Consider the following 15,227-nt stretch of genomic DNA (forward strand, 5'->3'; position numbering starts at 1 on the left):
GATCGGGTCAGATCAGGAAACCCCGCAGCAGCGTCTCCGACCCGGCCAGGTGGTCGCGCATCGCCGCCTCCGCCGCATCGGGGCGTCCGGCCAGGATCGCCGACACGATGCTCTCGTGCTGCTCCCCCGAGTGCTGGATGTTGCGGGGCATGAGCGGGAACGTGTCGAGCCAGGCGTTGACGTCGGCCCTGTTCTCGGCCACGAGTGCGACGAGCGACGGTATGCCGGCAGCCTCCGCGATGGCCAGGTGCAGCAGCGTGTCGAGGCGCCGGTACTCCTCGGGCCCCGCCGGCAGCGCGGCCTCGTGCCGTGCCCAGAGGTCGGCGCGGGTGGCGGCGTCGAGCGTCCGACTCGCGGCGGCTCTGGCAGACCCGGCTTCGAGCACGCGGCGGAGTCCGAGGACATCGTCGAGGTGCTCGGGGGCGACGGTTGCGGAGGCCGACGGATGCGGGAGCGGGTCGGCCACGAACGTCCCTCCGTACCGGCCGCGTCGGGGCAGGAGGTAGCCCGTGTCGGCGAGTTCCCGGATCGCCTCGCGCACGGTGTCGCGGCTGACCCCGAACGAGGCGGCGAGTTCGCGCTCCGGCGGCAAGGACTCCCCCGGCGCGACGACGCCGAGCCGGATCGTCTGCACGAGCCTGGCGACCGCGTCCTCGAGGGCGTTGCCTCGCCGCAGCGGCCGGTAGACCGCCTTCCGCACCTCGACGAGGTCGCCGTCGGAGGAGTGCTCGCTCATGCCTTCACCCTGTCACAGCGAGGTGGGGGTCGCTCACAGCGGCGTGACGTAGGCGTTGGTGATGCCGCCGTCGACCACGAACGCGCTGGCCGTGATGAAGGAGGAGTCGTCGGAGGCGAGGAAGGCGACCGCGGCCGCGAGCTCCTCCGGCTCGGCGAATCGTCCCATCGGCACGTGCACGAGACGCCGCTGTGCGCGCTCGGGGTCCTTCGCGAACAGCTCCTGCAGCAGCGGCGTGTTCACCGGCCCGGGGCACAGGGCGTTCACCCGCACACCCTGGCGGGCGAACTGCACACCCAGCTCGCGCGACATCGCGAGGACCCCGCCCTTGGAGGCGGTGTAGCTGATCTGCGAGGTGGCCGAACCCAGCAGGGCCACGAACGATGCGGTGTTGATGATCGACCCGCGTCCGGCGGGGACCATGTGCCGCAGCGCCGCGCGACTGCACAGGTACACGCTCTTGAGATTGACGTCCTGCACCCGGTCCCATGCGGGGAGCTCCGTCGTCTCGATCGAGTCGTCGTCGGCCGGAGAGATGCCCGCGTTGTTGAATGCGATGTCGATGCGCCCGAACTCCTCCGCGACGCCGTCGAACAACGCGTTCACCTTCGCTTCATCGGCGACGTCGACCGGACGGAACGCCCCGCCGACCTCGGCGGCCGCCGCCTCACCGGTCGTCGGGTCGACATCGGCGATCACGACGAAGGCGCCCTCGGCGGCGAAGCGTCTGGCGGTGGCGAACCCGATGCCGCTCGCACCGCCGGTGATGATGGCGACGCGTTCGCGGAGTCGTTGGGTCAGGTCGATGCTCATGAGGGTTCTCCGTTCCGGATGGGATGGGTTGCGCGGCGATCAGACGTCGTCGGTCGCGAAGAAGACGTTCTTGGTCTCGGTGAAGTGCTCGGCAGCGTCCGGGCCGAGCTCTCGCCCCAGCCCCGAGGCCTTCATGCCGCCGAACGGGGTCGCATAGCGCACCGAGGAGTGCGAGTTCACCGACAGCACCCCGCTGCGCACACCCCGCGCGACGCGCACTCCACGGCCGAGGTTCTGCGTCCACACCGATCCGGCGAGGCCGTAGATCGTGTCGTTGGCCAGGCGGATCGCGTCGGCTTCATCCTCGAACGGCATCACCGCCACGACGGGCCCGAACACCTCCTGCTGCGCGATCCGATCGGCGGGGTCGGCCCGCACGACGGCCGGGGCGAGCCAGAACCCGTCCCCCTCGGGGGCCGTGCCACGGAAGGCGATGTCGGCGCCGTCGAGGAACGAGGCGACGGTGTCGCGATGCCCCGCCGAGATGAGGGGTCCCATGTCGGAGTCCTCGCGGGCCGGGTCGCCCACGCGCCACGCAGCAACGGCGGGTTCGAGGAGCTCGAGGAAGCGGTCGTAGACCGAGCGCTGCACGAGCAGTCGGCTGCGTGCGCAGCAGTCCTGGCCGGCGTTGTCGAACACGGAGCCGGGGACACCTGCCGCCGCCTGTTCGAGGTCGGCGTCGGCGAAGACGATGTTCGCGCTCTTGCCGCCGAGTTCGAGCGTGACCGGCTTGAGCGCGCGCGCACACCCGGCCGCGACCTCGATGCCCACCTCGGTCGAGCCGGTGAAGACGACCTTGCGCACGTCGGGGTGCTCGACCAGACGCTGGCCGACGACCGATCCCGAGCCCGTGACGACCTCGAACAGCCCCTCGGGCAGCCCTGCTTCACGCGCGAGCTCGCCGAGACGGAGCGCGGTGAGCGGAGTCAGCTCCGCCGGCTTCAGCACCACGGCGTTGCCCGCGGCGAGCGCGGGCGCGAACGCCCACGAGGCGATCGTCATCGGGAAGTTCCACGGCACGATGACCCCGACCACGCCGTACGGGTCGTGGAAGGTGACGTCGAGACCGCCGGACACCGGGATCTGGCGGCCGGACAGCCGCTCCGGATCGGCGGAGTAGTAGTTCAGCACCTGGGCGACGTGCGACGCCTCCCATCGCGCGGAGCCGATCGGATGCCCGGAGTTGAGCACCTCCAGCTGCGCCAGCTCCTCGGCCGCCCCCTCGACGGCACGGGCGAAGGCCCTGAGCGCATCGGCGCGGGCGACCGGAGCGAGGGCCGCCCACCGGCGCTGTGCGGCGACGGCACGCGCGATGGCGGCATCGGTCTCGGCGACATCGGCGCGCGCCACCTCGCGGATCGCCGTGCCGGTCGACGGGTTGATGACGGTGAACGCGCTCATCGGGCGCCCTCCTTCCGACCCGCGGCGAACGCGCGAGCCTGTGAGACGAGATCTTCGAAGAGGCGCCGGTCCTCGGCGTTCTCCTCCGGATGCCACTGGATGCCGACCACGTGCCCGCCTGAGGTGTCGACGAACGCCTGGACGAGCCCGTCGTCGGAACGCGCCGCGGCGATCAGCCCCTCACCGAGGCGTTCGATGCCCTGATGGTGGTAGCTGTGGACGCGCGCATCGCCGGCGCCGAGCACGCCCGCCAACGCCGTGTCGTCCGTCACCTCGATGTCGTTCTCGGCGAAGACACCCCCTCCGAGGCGGTAGCGCTCGGTACCCAGCGACTCGGGCAGATGCTGCTGGAGGGTTCCCCCGCGGGCCACGTTCACGAGCTGCAGACCACGGCAGATCGCGAGCACCGGCATCCGGCGCCGCTCCGCCGCGCGGAACAGGGCCAGCTCCCACGCATCGCGATCGACCCGGGCGGGGTCGGTGAGCGGATGCCGCTCCGCGCCGTAGAGCTCCGGCGCGACGTCGGCACCCCCGGAGAGGATCAGCCCGTCCATGCCCGAGATGGCCGCATCCGCCGCGTCGGGGTCCTGCGGGGGCAGCAGCAGCGCGATGCCGCCCGACGCCGTCACTCCGGTCAGGTACTGCTCGGGAAGGAACGCGGCGCGCACATCCCACACCCCCTGCTGCGCCCGTTCGAGGTAGGTCGTGACGCCGATCAGCGGCGCCGGGTCAGAGCCGTTCGAAACCACGGATGCGCTCCCAGTCGGTGACGGCGGCGTCGTAGGCCTCGACCTCGATGCGCGCCTGGTTCAGGTAGTGGTCCACCACATCGTCGCCGAACGCCTCGCGCGCGATCGTGGAGGCGCTGAACAGCTGCGCGGCCTCGCGCAGGGTCGTCGGCAGGTGCTCGACCCCGGCCTCGTACGCATTGCCGGTGAGGCGCTCGGGCAGCGGAAGTTCGTTCTCGATGCCGTACAGCCCGCCGGCGATGATGGCCGAGATGCCGAGGTACGGATTGACGTCGCCGCCCGGCACCCGGTTCTCGACCCGCAGTCCCGATCCCGAGCCGATCACGCGCAGCGCGCACGTGCGATTGTCGATGCCCCACGCCACCCCGGTCGGGGCGAAGCTGCCCTTGGCGAAGCGCTTGTACGAGTTGATGTTGGGTGCGTAGAGCAGGGTGAACTCGCGGAGCGTGGCGAGGATACCCGCGATCCAGTGCTCCATGAGGGGGCTGAATCCGTGCTCGCCGTCGCCGGCCATGACGGGTGTGCCGTCCGCGTCGCGCAGCGAGAGGTGGATGTGACAGCTGTTGCCCTCCCGCTCGTCGAACTTCGCCATGAAGGTGAGTGCCTGCCCGTGCTGCTCCGCGATCTCCTTCGCGCCGTTCTTGTAGAGGGCGTGCTGGTCGGCGGTCTCGCGCACTTCGGCGTAGCGGAAGGCGATCTCCTGCTGCCCCAGGTTGCACTCGCCCTTCACGCCCTCGCAGTACAGCCCTGCGCCGTCCATGCCGTTGCGGATGTCGCGCAGCAGCGGCTCGAGCCTGGTGGAGGCGAGCAGGTTGTAGTCGACGTTGTAGTCGGTAGCCGGGGTCAGACCCTCGTACTTGCGGGCCCAGGCGTCGCGATAGGTGTTGTCGAACACGATGAACTCGAGCTCGGTGCCCGAGAACGCCGTCCATCCCCGTTCGGCCAGTCGGTCGCGCTGGCGGTCGAGGATCGCCCGGGGCGAGGGGCCGACCGGTTCGCCGTTGCCCCATACGAGGTCGGCGATCACGAGCGCGGTGCCGGCGAGCCACGGGATCCGTCGCAACGTCGCGACGTCGGGCCGCAGCACCATGTCGCCGTACCCGCGGTCCCACCCGGACATCGCGTAGCCGTCGACCGTGTTCATGTCGACATCGACCGACAGCAGGTAGTCGCAGGCTTCCGCCCCGTGGTGAAGGATGTCCTCCTGGAACAGTCGCGCGGAGACCCGCTTGCCGACCAATCGTCCCTGCGCATCGGCGAAGGCCACGATCACCGTGTCGATCTCGCCGGCGGCGATGCCGGCATCCAGTTGCTCGATGCTCAGGTTTCCCGCCATCGTCTCGCTCCCGTCGTCGTGGTGAAGCGATCGGCCGACCGGCTTCGCCCTCAGAGTAGATCACCTCGGGGTTTAAAGGTAGACGAAACCACCATTGACTGCCACAATCATGCCCAAGGTGCACCCGGCGCCTGTGTGTGCATGCGAACGGAGAGCGGATGTCTGAGCAGAGCAATGAATCTCGCAAGGTCGCTGGGGCGACCTATACACGAGCCGGGAGCGAGTACTTCGAGAAACGGACCCTGAAGCGCTCGGCCGGCGTCTGGGGCCTCTGGGGTCTCGCGGTCGCCGCAGTCATCTCCGGCGACTTCTCCGGGTGGAACTTCGGCATCGACTTCGCCGGCTTCGGCGGCATGCTCATCGCCTTCGTGATCCTCGTGCTGATGTACTACGGAATGATCTTCGCGATCGGCGAGATGGCGGCCATGATGCCGCACACCGGCGGCGCGTACTCGTTCGCGCGGTCCGCGATGGGGCCGTGGGGCGGCTTGGTGACCGGAGCTGCGGAGACGATCGAGTACGTCGCGACCACGGCGGTGATCGTCTACTTCTCGGCGTCGTATGCGAACGGCATCACCAGCGAGCTGCTGGGACTCGAACTGCCGGGATGGGTCTGGTATCTCATCCTCTACATCGTCTTCATCGCCCTGAACTCGGCGGGAGCGGCGATCTCGTTCCGCTTCGCGATCGTCGTCTCGATCATCTCGATCGGCATCATCGTGGTGTTCTCGCTGATGGCGATCTTCTCCGGCGCCTTCAGCTGGGATGCACTGTGGGACATCGCCCCCGACCCCGGCCAGACGGAGTTCCTGCCGCACGGCGTGCTGCCGATCCTGTTCGCCCTGCCCTTCGCGATGTGGTTCTTCCTGGGGATCGAGGAACTGCCGCTCGCCGCGGAGGAATCGCACAACCCGACGCGCGACATCCCGAAGGCCGGGTTCTGGGCCCGTGGCACCCTCATCGTCACCGGTCTGCTGGTGCTGTTCCTCAACACCGGCGTGATCGGCGCGGAGGCGACCGGCACGGCCGGAGAGCCGCTGCTCGACGGCTTCCGCGCGATCGTCGGCGACCAGCTCGCCGCGGTGCTGGCGCTGTTCGCCCTGATCGGCCTGCTCGCCTCGCTGCAGGGCATCATGTTCGCCTACGGCCGCAACATGTACTCCCTCTCCCGTGCCGGCTACTACCCGCGGTTCCTCTCCCTCACCGGCAAGCGGCAGACGCCGTGGGTGGCGCTCGTCATCGGCGCGGCCATCGGCTTCGTCGCCCTCATCGTCCTCGACGTGCTGGCGGCCGTCGACGCCGAGGGCGCGGGTTCCGTGGCCGGCGCCATCGTGTTGAACATCGCCGTCTGGGGCGCCGTGCTCGCCTACGGACTCCAGCTGGTGTCGTTCATGATCCTGCGGAAGAAGTACCCCGACGTGGAGCGCCCGTACCGCAGCCCCTGGGGCATCCCTGGTGCAGCCGTCGCGCTGGTGATCGCCGCGCTCATCTTCGTCGGCTTCCTGCTGAACCCGACGTTCGGCCCGGCGATCATCGCCATCGCGATCGTGTACGTCGTGATCCTGCTCGGCTTCGGGCTGTTCTTCCGGCACCGCCTGGTGCTCTCGCCCGAGGAGGAGTACGCCATCTCCGGCGGATCGCACGGCGACCCGCAGGCCGAGGGGTACGACGCCATGGAGGACGAGGTGTTCGACGGCGGCAGGTGATCCGCACCACCGCCGGCAGCGCCTCGACGTCCGCGTCGGGGCGCTGCGTCGTGTTCTACCTGCGGTCGAAGTCGAACGCCTTGAGGAGCTCGAGCACCGCTTTGTCGCGTTCCTCGCCGCCCTCGTCGAACATGTGGGTGACGTGCGTGCGCAGGTGGTTCTCCAGCAGCAGCCGGTTCAGCGACTCGAGGGATCGCTGGATCGCGCGGGACTGCGTGATGATGTCCATGCAGTACTCCTCGTTCTCGATCATCCGCGCGACCCCGCGCATCTGCCCCTCGAGGATGCTGGTGCGGTGCAGGGCACGCTTCTTGATGTCTTCGATCACCCCTTGAGGCTACTCGCCTCGTGAAAGGATGACGTCATGCCGCGAACACCGATGACGCAGCTCTCTCCCGCCGATCAGGAACGGCTGCGCGCCCTGCGCCGCATGAAGACCGTCGCCCTCGGGGCGCTCGTGTTCATGGCCGTCGTGTTCGTGTTCGCCTTCGCGTTCCAGCAGCGGGTCGACGGGTTGGCGTACGTGCGCGCTGCTGCAGAAGGCGGAATGGTCGGTGCCCTCGCGGACTGGTTCGCGGTGACCGCGCTCTTCCGCCGGCCGCTCGGGCTGCCCATCCCGCACACCGCGATCATCCCGAGCCGCAAGGACGAGATCGGGCGGACACTCGGCGAGTTCGTCGAGACCAACTTCCTGGCGGGCGACGTCGTGCGCACCAAGCTGTCGAGCACGCACATCGCCCTCCGCGCCGGCGAGTGGCTGCGCGAGGCTCCGCACGCCGAGCGGGTCGGGGCGGAGGGAGCGACGATCGCGACGGCCGTGCTCAACGCCCTGAGCGACGACGACGTGCGCGACCTGATCACCGACCTCGCGCGCGAGCACCTGGTGACCCCGGAGTGGGGACCCCCGGCCGGTGCCTGGCTCGAGAAGATCGTCGAGGCGGATGCCCACCACGGCGCCGTCGACCTCGCTGCCGACAGCATCTCACGCTGGCTCGACGCGAACGCCGAGTCGTTCACTGGGCTCGTCTCGCGGCGGCTCCCCGGCTGGGTGCCGAAGCTGGCGCATCGCTTCGTCGACGACACGGTCTACCACGAGGCGGTCAAGTTCGTGCATGCCGTGCAGGCCGACCCGCGCCACCCCGCCCGCCTGGCCGTCGACGGCTACCTCGCACGACTGGCCGACAACCTGCAGAACGACCCCGCGACGCGCGCCAAGCTCGAGAACGCGAAGGCATCGCTGTTCGACAGTCCCCGTGTCGGGGCATTGGCGGCCGAAGCGTGGAACACCGCCAAGAACGGACTGCTCACCGCCCTCGCCGACCCCGAGAGCGGGCTCCGCCGCCGCGCCGTCCAGGCCCTCCAGGAGGTGGGCGAGCGCCTCACGACGGACACGGCCCTGCAGCACCGCGTCGACACCTGGGTGTCTGATGCGGCCGTCTTCCTGGTCGACCGCTACCGCCACGACATCGCGTCGATCATCACCGACACCGTCGAACGCTGGGACCCCGCGGAGACCACGGAGAAGATCGAGCTCATGGTGGGTCGCGACCTGCAGTACATCCGTCTGAACGGCACGTTCGTCGGCGCACTCGCCGGCCTCGCGATCTTCTCCATCGCCCACGCCCTGATCCCCGGAGTCTGACATGACCCCCGCATCCCGACCACTCAGCCACGACCCGCTCTGGCCGCGCGCCGGCGCCTGGCCCGCCTTCGACGGCACCGCCGATGCCGTGCTGCTCGGAGTGCCGACTTGGCGCACCTCGCTCTCGCCCACCGGCGCACACGCCACACCGGCGGCGATCCGCGACGCCCTCCCCCGCTACGGGACCGCTCTGATGGGGCCGCCCGCCGTCGAGCTCGGCGAGGTTCTGCCCATCGCGGATGCGGGCGACGTGGCAGACCCCGACGGCGCTTCCGGGGAGGCGAGGGTGATCTCTCGGGTGCGCGACCTCACCGCTGCGTCGAAGCTCGTGATCGCACTCGGCGGCGACAACTCGCTCACGTACCCGGTGGCACTCGGAGCCGAGGCGACCGGGCTCATCACGTTCGATGCGCATTTCGACCTGCGCGACGGCATCTCGAACGGCACGCCGGTGCGCCGCCTCGTCGAAGACGACCCCGCCGCATCGACGCTGGACACCGCGCGGATCGACCCGACCAGGATCGTGCAGATCGGCATCGCCGACTTCGCGAACTCGGTGGCCTACGCCCGCCGCGCGGCCGACTGGGGCATCAGGGTCATCACGCTCGACGAGCTCCGCCGCCGCGGGATCGACGACGTGGTCGCCGAGGCCGTCGAGATCGCCGGCGCCGGAGAAGATCCCCGCGTCCACCTCGACATCGACGTCGACGTCTGCGACCGATCCGTCGCTCCCGGCTGCCCCGCGAGCGTGCCGGGCGGTCTGCAGGCGTGGGAGCTGCGCGCACTCACCCGCGCCGTCGCCGCAGACGGCCGCGTCGTGAGCGCCGACCTCGCCGAGGTCGACGCGACCGCCGACGCCGACGACGCCCGCACCGTCCGACTGGCCGCGCTGTGCGTGCTGGAGCTCCTCGCCGGACTCTCCGCACGCGCATGAGGATCGTCGCCTCCGGGACGCACGCGAGCGGCAAGAGCACTCTGATCTCGGACTTCCACGCCGCGCACCCCGAGTACCTCGTGCTCGGCGACCCCGTCGACGACGTCGAGAGGGAGATGGACGATCCCGCCGGCGAACCGAGTTTCGTCGCACAGCTACGGGTCTCCGCGATGCGACTGCGCCAACACGCCGATCGGCGGAACCTCCTCGCTGAACGGAGCCCCCTCGACTTCGCCGCCTACCTCATCGCGCTGGAGGCGTTGGGCCGCAGTCCCGGCGCCCTCATCCCCCGGGCGGTCGAGCTGGCCGCGGAGTCTCTCTCGACCGTCGACCTCGCCGTGCTGGTGCCGCTCGACGCCCGCCATCCGATCCACGTGCCGTCCGACGAGGATCCGGAGCTCCGCGAGGCGATGGACCTGGCGCTGCTCGAGCTCGCTGACGACATCGAGCACGACGTCGCATCGCGGTTCCTGATGGTCGCGGGCGACCGTGCGGCGAGGTTGCGCTCCGTGCAGGAGGCCATCGGGCGGTGACCGGCCGCTACCCGGTCGACGTCGATCTCAGCCGATCGCCCGCCCGTCCTTCCACACCCGGCACACGAGCGGCACGCCGGGGCGGTAGGCGAGATGGATGCGGGTCGGCGCATCGAGCAGCACGAGGTCGGCCCTCGCGCCCGGAGCGATCACGCCGATGTCGTCACGGCGCAGAGCCCTCGCCCCACCCGCGGTCGCCGCCCACACCGCCTCTGCCGGGGTCATGCCCATGTCGCGCACGGCGACGGCGATGCAGAACGGCATCGACGAGGTGAAGCTCGACCCGGGGTTCGTGTCGCACGCGAGAGCCACGGTCACCCCCGCGTCGATCAGACGCCGCGCGTCCGGGTAGGGCTGCCGTGTGGAGAACTCGACACCGGGCAACAGCGTGAGCACGGTGTCGGAGCCCGCGAGCATGTCGACGTCGCTGTCGGTCAGGTACGTGCCGTGATCGATGGATGCCGCGCCCAGCTCGACGGCGAGCCGCACGCCCTCGCCCGGCCCGAGCTGGCTGGCGTGCACGCGCGGAACGAGCCCGCGGGCGACGCCGGCCTCCAGCACGCGCCGCGACTGCGCGACCGTGAACGCCCCGGTCTCACAGAACACGTCGATCCACTTCGCGTGCGGCGCGCAGACGTCGAGCATGGGGCCGGTCACCAGGTCGACATAGGAGTCGGGAGCGTCGACGTACTCGGCTGGCACGACATGCGCCCCGAGGAAGGTCACCTCGGGAGTGACCTCGGCGGCGAGCCGGACGAGACGCTCCTCGTCGGCGACGCTCAGCCCGTACCCGCTCTTGATCTCGACGGTGGTCGTCCCCTGCGCGAGCATCTCGTCGACGAACCCCCGCAGTCGGGTCCGCAACTCCTCGTCGCTCGCCGCGCGGGTGGCCGCGACGGTCGAGCGGATGCCGCCGGCCGCATACTTCTGCCCGGCCATCCGCGCCTCGAACTCCGCCGCTCTGTCTCCGGCGAAGACGAGGTGGCTGTGACTGTCGACGAATCCGGGGATCACGGCACGGCGGCCGGCATCGATGGTCTCGTCCGCCGCCGGAGCGTCGGTCGCGGCCCCGACCCAGGCGATGCGCCCGTGGTCGATCAGGACGGCGGCATCCACCATCGTGCCGCAGGGGTCGCCGGCCGAGGCGACGTTGGTGGTCAGCTCCGCGATGTCGGCGATCAGCGTACGCATCGCCGCTCCTCTCGTCCGAGGTCCTTCGAGTGTGTCAGAGCATGGGGATGTTCAGGCCGCGCTCACGGGCGACCTTGCGGGCGTGCTCGTACCCGGCGTCCACGTGACGCATCACCCCGGTGCCCGGGTCGTTCGTGAGCACGCGCTCGAGCTTCTCGGCGGCCAGGGCCGAGCCGTCCGCGACGGTGACCTGACCCGCGTGGATCGAACGTCCGATGCCGACTCCGCCGCCGTGGTGCAGCGACACCCACGAGGCGCCGGACGCCGTGTTCAGCAGTGCGTTGAGCAGGGGCCAGTCCGCGATCGCATCGGATCCGTCCTTCATCGCCTCGGTCTCCCGGTATGGCGACGCGACGGATCCCGAGTCCAGGTGGTCGCGTCCGATCACGATCGGCGCCGACAGCTCACCCGACGCGACCATCTCGTTGAACCTGAGGCCCGCGAGGTGGCGCTCCTTGTAGCCGAGCCAGCAGATGCGGGCGGGCAGTCCCTCGAAGTGCACCTTCTCGCCGGCCTTCTCGAGCCAGCGGTGCAGAGCCGCGTCCTCCGGGAAGAGCTCCGCGATCGCGCGGTCGGTCTTGAAGATGTCCTCGGGGTCTCCCGAGAGCGCCGCCCACCGGAACGGCCCCCGCCCCTCTTCGAACTGCGGGCGGATGTACGCCGGCACGAAGCCGGGGAACGCGAACGCCCGGTCGTAGCCGCCGAGCTGCGCCTCGGCCCTGATCGAGTTCCCGTAGTCGAACACTGCGGCACCGGCATCCTGGAAGGCCACCATCGCCTCGACGTGAGCGGCCATCGACTCCCGGGAGCGTCGCGTGAATTCCTCGGCGTCGCGCTCGGCCTCGGCCCTCCAGTCTTCGACCGCGATGCCCAGCGGGAGATAGGCGAGGGGGTCGTGGGCGCTGGTCTGGTCGGTCACGATGTCGATCGGCACCCCCCGACGCCGCAGCTCGGGGAAGACCTCCGCCGCGTTGCCGACGACGCCGACGGAGCGGGCCTCGCCGGCTTCCTTGGCCTCGACGACCCTGGCGACCGCCGCATCGAGGTCGGTCGTGTACTCGTCGAGGTAGCCGTGCTCGACGCGACGAGACAGGCGAGATTCGTCGACGTCGACGATGAGCACCGCTCCGTCGTTCATGGTCACGGCGAGCGGCTGCGCCCCGCCCATCCCGCCCGCACCGCCGGTGAGGGTGAGGGTGCCGCGCAGCGAGTCCCGACCGAGCGAGCGAGCCACGGCGGCGAACGTCTCATACGTGCCCTGCAGGATGCCCTGGGTACCGATGTAGATCCATGACCCTGCGGTCATCTGCCCGTACATGATGAGGCCGAGCTCCTCGAGCCGCCGGAACTCCGGCCACGTGGCCCAGTCCCCGACCAGGTTCGAGTTGGCGATCAGCACGCGCGGGGCCCACTCGTGCGTGCGGAACACCCCGACTGGCTTGCCCGATTGCACGAGCAGCGTCTCGTCGGGCTCGAGCTCGTCGAGGGTGCGCACGATCGCGTCGTACGCCTCCCAGCTACGGGCGGCCCTACCCGTGCCCCCGTAGACCACCAGGTCTTCCGGGTGCTCTGCGACCTCGGGGTCGAGGTTGTTCATCAGCATGCGCTTCGCGGCTTCGGCGCCCCAGCTCTTCGCGGTGCGCTCGTTGCCGCGCGCGGCGCGGACGACGCGGGGGCCTGCAGCGGTGTGATCAGCCATCGATGTGCTCCTTTGCGATGCGGGCGACGTCGCCCGACTGGACGAGCGCGGTGACCGCTTCCATCTCCGGCGAGAGGAAGCGATCGGGACCGGGGCCCGCCGCGACGGTGCGGACCAGGTCGCGCACGGCGCCGGTCACGGGCCCCGCCTGCAGCGGTGCGCGGAGGTCGAGCGCACGAGCCGCCGTGAGGATCTCGATCGCGAGCACGCGCCCGAGGCCGTCGATCGCGCGGCGCAGCTTGCGCGCGGCGGCCCAGCCCATCGAGACATGATCCTCCTGCATCGCCGAAGACGGAATCGAGTCGACGGATGCCGGGACCGCGAGCCGCTTGAGCTCGGACACGATCCCCGCCGCGGCATACTGCGCGATCATCAAGCCGGAGTCGACGCCGACCTCATCCGCGAGGAAGGGTGGGAGGCCGTGGCTGCGCGCCGGGTCCAGCGCCCGGTCCGTGCGACGCTCCGAGACCGAGGCCACATCGGCGATCGAGATCGCGAGGAAGTCGAGGACGGCGGCCACGGGTGCGCCGTGGAAGTTCCCGTTCGACTCGATGCGTCCGTCCAGGGTGATCACCGGGTTGTCGATCACGCTGGCGAGCTCGCGCCCGGCGATCATCGCGGCGTGGCCGGCGGTGTCACGTGCGGCTCCATGCACCTGGGGCGAGCACCGCAGCGAGTACGCATCCTGCACCCTGCCGTCGTCCGGCCCCTTGTGGCTGGCCACCATCGGGGAGTCCGCGAGGAACGCGCGGAGGTTCGTAGCGGACTCGGCCTGCCCCGTCTGCGCACGCAGCGCCATCAGGTCGGCGGCGAACACCGCATCCGTGCCGAGCTGCGACTCCACCGACATCGCGGCGGCCAGATCTGCGGTGAACAGCAGCACTTCGAGGTCGTGAAGCGCCAGCACCAACATGCCGAGCATGCCGTCGGTGCCGTTGATGAGCGCGAGCCCCTCCTTCTCGACGAGGGTGAGCGGCTCGATGCCCGCGGCGGCGAGGGCCTCGGCCGCGGGCACCAGGGTTCCGGAGGCGTCACGCACGTCCCCCTCTCCCATCGCGGCGAGGGCGATGTGCGCGAGGGGCGCGAGGTCGCCGGAGCAGCCGAGCGATCCGTACTCGCGGACGACGGGAGCGATGCCCGCGTTGAGCAGGGCGGCGAAGGTCTCGACGACGACCGAGCGCACGCCGGTGCGTCCGGTCGCGAGGGTCTGCAGGCGCAGCAGCTGAAGGCCGCGGACGACCTCGCGCTCGACCTCGGCTCCGGTACCCGCGGCGTGCGAGCGGATCAGGCTGGCCTGGAGCTGCAGGCGGCGCTCGGGGGCGATGAACGTGGTCGCGAGGGCGCCGAACCCGGTGGAGACGCCGTAGTGCGGGTGCGGGTCGGCAGCGAGGCCGTCGACCACACGGCGGGTCCCCGCGACGCGGGCGAGAGCGGCCGTGTCGACCACGACGGGCGCATGGTGACGGGCGACGGCCACGACATCCGCGGGCGACAGCGGCGCGGCGCCGACGAGCACAGGGGAAAGTTCGGTCATGTTCCGATTCCACACCCGTCGTGTCGTACGCGGCAGCCGATCATGCGATGCTTTGTCTGTGATCCCAGACAACGCCGAACCATCGGAACCCGAGACGTCCGCGGCTCAGGTGCCGGCCGCGGAGAACACGCTGCGTATCCTGAGCTATCTCGCCGCTCGGCCCGCTCCTGTGGCGGCGTCGGCGGTCGCGCGCGAACTCGGGCTGCCGCGCTCGACGGTCTACCACCTCCTCACGACGCTCGCCGCGCACGGGTACGTACTGCATCTACGCGAGGAGAGGCGGTGGGGACTGGGCACGTCGGCTTTCGAACTGGCGGGCGGGTACACCCGTCAACAGCCGCTGGCGCGCAGAGGCCGGCCCCTGGTTGCCGCGCTGTCGGATCGCTTGGGCGAGAGCGCACACCTGGCGGTCATGAGCGGTGGCGATGTGCTGTACATCGTCGAGGAACGTGCACCTCGGCGCCCGGCGCTGGTGACGGATGTGGGAGTGCGGCTTCCCGCGCACCTCACGGCCTCGGGCAGGGCGATGCTGGCGGCGCTGCCCCGGGAACAGGTGCGCGCCCTGTACCCGGATGTCTCGGCATTCCCAGACCGCACCGGCGTGGGGCCCCGCACTCCACGCGAGCTGCGGGACCTGCTGCGAGACGTGCGAGCACGGGGGTACGCGACGGAGAACAGCGAGATCGCGGATGGCCTGCGCAGCGTGGGGGCCGCAGTGCTCGATGCCGCGGGGTGGCCCGTTGCGGCGGTCGCGGTGACGTGGGGGCGCGCAGAGCTGGACGAAGAGCTGCTTGCCGCTGCGGTGCAGGAGTGCGCGGCCATGCTCGAGGCGCGCCTGAAACGCTGAGCATTCGCGTTAACGCAAAATGGCCACCCAGCGTTGGGTGGCCATTTTGTTTAAAAGGAGTCCGGCGGTGTCCTACTCTCCCACAGGGTCCCCCCTGCAGTACCAT

General features: G+C 70.4%; 14 protein-coding genes. 5 read left to right on the forward strand and 9 right to left on the reverse strand.

Annotated elements, in window-relative coordinates:
* Positions 1–7 precede the first annotated feature (7 nt).
* From AB0E56_RS19370 to AB0E56_RS19390, 5 genes are read right to left on the reverse strand one after another with little or no spacing between them, the layout of a single operon-like run.
* A complete protein-coding gene (locus AB0E56_RS19370) occupies positions 8–736 on the reverse strand; it encodes a GntR family transcriptional regulator (protein ID WP_359801725.1) in 729 nt (242 codons plus the stop codon).
* Positions 737–769: 33 nt separating this feature from the next.
* A complete protein-coding gene (locus AB0E56_RS19375; RefSeq protein WP_359801727.1) occupies positions 770–1,549 on the reverse strand; it encodes a 3-oxoacyl-ACP reductase in 780 nt (259 codons plus the stop codon).
* A gap of 39 nt (positions 1,550–1,588) precedes the next feature.
* Positions 1,589–2,950, reverse strand: coding sequence for an aldehyde dehydrogenase family protein (locus AB0E56_RS19380; protein WP_359801728.1), 1,362 nt, complete (start codon positions 2,948–2,950; stop codon positions 1,589–1,591).
* Positions 2,947–3,699 (reverse strand): gamma-glutamyl-gamma-aminobutyrate hydrolase family protein, encoded by a 753-nt coding sequence (locus tag AB0E56_RS19385; protein ID WP_359801730.1) that lies wholly within the window; start codon positions 3,697–3,699, stop codon positions 2,947–2,949. Before AB0E56_RS19385 ends, AB0E56_RS19380 begins: the two co-directional genes overlap by 4 nt.
* Positions 3,680–5,035 (reverse strand): glutamine synthetase family protein, encoded by a 1,356-nt coding sequence (locus tag AB0E56_RS19390; RefSeq protein WP_359801731.1) that lies wholly within the window; start codon positions 5,033–5,035, stop codon positions 3,680–3,682. The genes AB0E56_RS19385 and AB0E56_RS19390 overlap by 20 nt, the downstream gene beginning before the upstream one ends.
* Before the next feature lie 158 nt (positions 5,036–5,193).
* Between AB0E56_RS19390 and AB0E56_RS19395 the strand changes: the two genes are divergently transcribed.
* Positions 5,194–6,741 carry an amino acid permease gene (locus tag AB0E56_RS19395; RefSeq protein ID WP_359801734.1) on the forward strand — a complete coding sequence of 516 codons (1,548 nt, stop codon included), beginning with the start codon at positions 5,194–5,196 and terminating at the stop codon, positions 6,739–6,741.
* Between the two features lie 55 nt (positions 6,742–6,796).
* On the opposite strand, the gene AB0E56_RS19400 is transcribed toward AB0E56_RS19395, so the two are convergent.
* Positions 6,797–7,069 carry a metal-sensitive transcriptional regulator gene (locus tag AB0E56_RS19400; protein WP_359801735.1) on the reverse strand — a complete coding sequence of 91 codons (273 nt, stop codon included), beginning with the start codon at positions 7,067–7,069 and terminating at the stop codon, positions 6,797–6,799.
* Positions 7,070–7,105: 36 nt separating this feature from the next.
* Here AB0E56_RS19400 and AB0E56_RS19405 point away from each other — a divergent pair, with 36 nt between their 5' ends.
* The 3 genes from AB0E56_RS19405 to AB0E56_RS19415 are packed head-to-tail and all read left to right on the forward strand — an operon-like array spanning position 7,106 to position 9,850.
* On the forward strand, positions 7,106–8,383 hold the full coding sequence (locus tag AB0E56_RS19405) for a DUF445 domain-containing protein (protein WP_359801736.1): 1,278 nt from the start codon (positions 7,106–7,108) through the stop codon (positions 8,381–8,383).
* Position 8,384: 1 nt separating this feature from the next.
* Positions 8,385–9,317, forward strand: a complete 933-nt coding sequence (locus tag AB0E56_RS19410) for an arginase family protein (RefSeq protein ID WP_359801737.1) — start codon at positions 8,385–8,387, stop codon at positions 9,315–9,317.
* A complete protein-coding gene (locus tag AB0E56_RS19415) occupies positions 9,314–9,850 on the forward strand; it encodes an AAA family ATPase (RefSeq protein WP_359801739.1) in 537 nt (178 codons plus the stop codon). Before AB0E56_RS19410 ends, AB0E56_RS19415 begins: the two co-directional genes overlap by 4 nt.
* Positions 9,851–9,877: 27 nt before the next feature.
* Here the strand turns inward: AB0E56_RS19415 and hutI are convergent, their stop codons facing one another.
* Genes hutI through hutH form a run of 3 tightly spaced genes read right to left on the reverse strand, consistent with a single transcriptional unit; the run spans position 9,878 to position 14,274 of the window.
* Positions 9,878–11,041, reverse strand: a complete 1,164-nt coding sequence (gene hutI, locus AB0E56_RS19420) for an imidazolonepropionase (RefSeq protein ID WP_359801741.1) — start codon at positions 11,039–11,041, stop codon at positions 9,878–9,880.
* 34 nt (positions 11,042–11,075) lie between these two features.
* Positions 11,076–12,740 carry a urocanate hydratase gene (gene hutU / locus AB0E56_RS19425; protein ID WP_359801742.1) on the reverse strand — a complete coding sequence of 555 codons (1,665 nt, stop codon included), beginning with the start codon at positions 12,738–12,740 and terminating at the stop codon, positions 11,076–11,078.
* A complete protein-coding gene (gene hutH, locus AB0E56_RS19430; RefSeq protein WP_359801745.1) occupies positions 12,733–14,274 on the reverse strand; it encodes a histidine ammonia-lyase in 1,542 nt (513 codons plus the stop codon). The genes hutU and hutH overlap by 8 nt, the downstream gene beginning before the upstream one ends.
* A gap of 109 nt (positions 14,275–14,383) precedes the next feature.
* On the opposite strand from hutH, the gene AB0E56_RS19435 reads away from it, so the two are divergent.
* The gene (locus tag AB0E56_RS19435; protein WP_359801753.1) at positions 14,384–15,121 is read left to right on the forward strand and encodes an IclR family transcriptional regulator; all 738 of its coding nucleotides are present in this window, start codon (positions 14,384–14,386) and stop codon (positions 15,119–15,121) included.
* The last annotated feature ends 106 nt before the right edge of the window (positions 15,122–15,227 follow it).

Origin of the sequence: Microbacterium sp. NPDC028030, from assembly GCF_040637855.1 — a bacterium.
Classification (GTDB): Bacteria; Actinomycetota; Actinomycetes; order Actinomycetales; family Microbacteriaceae; genus Microbacterium.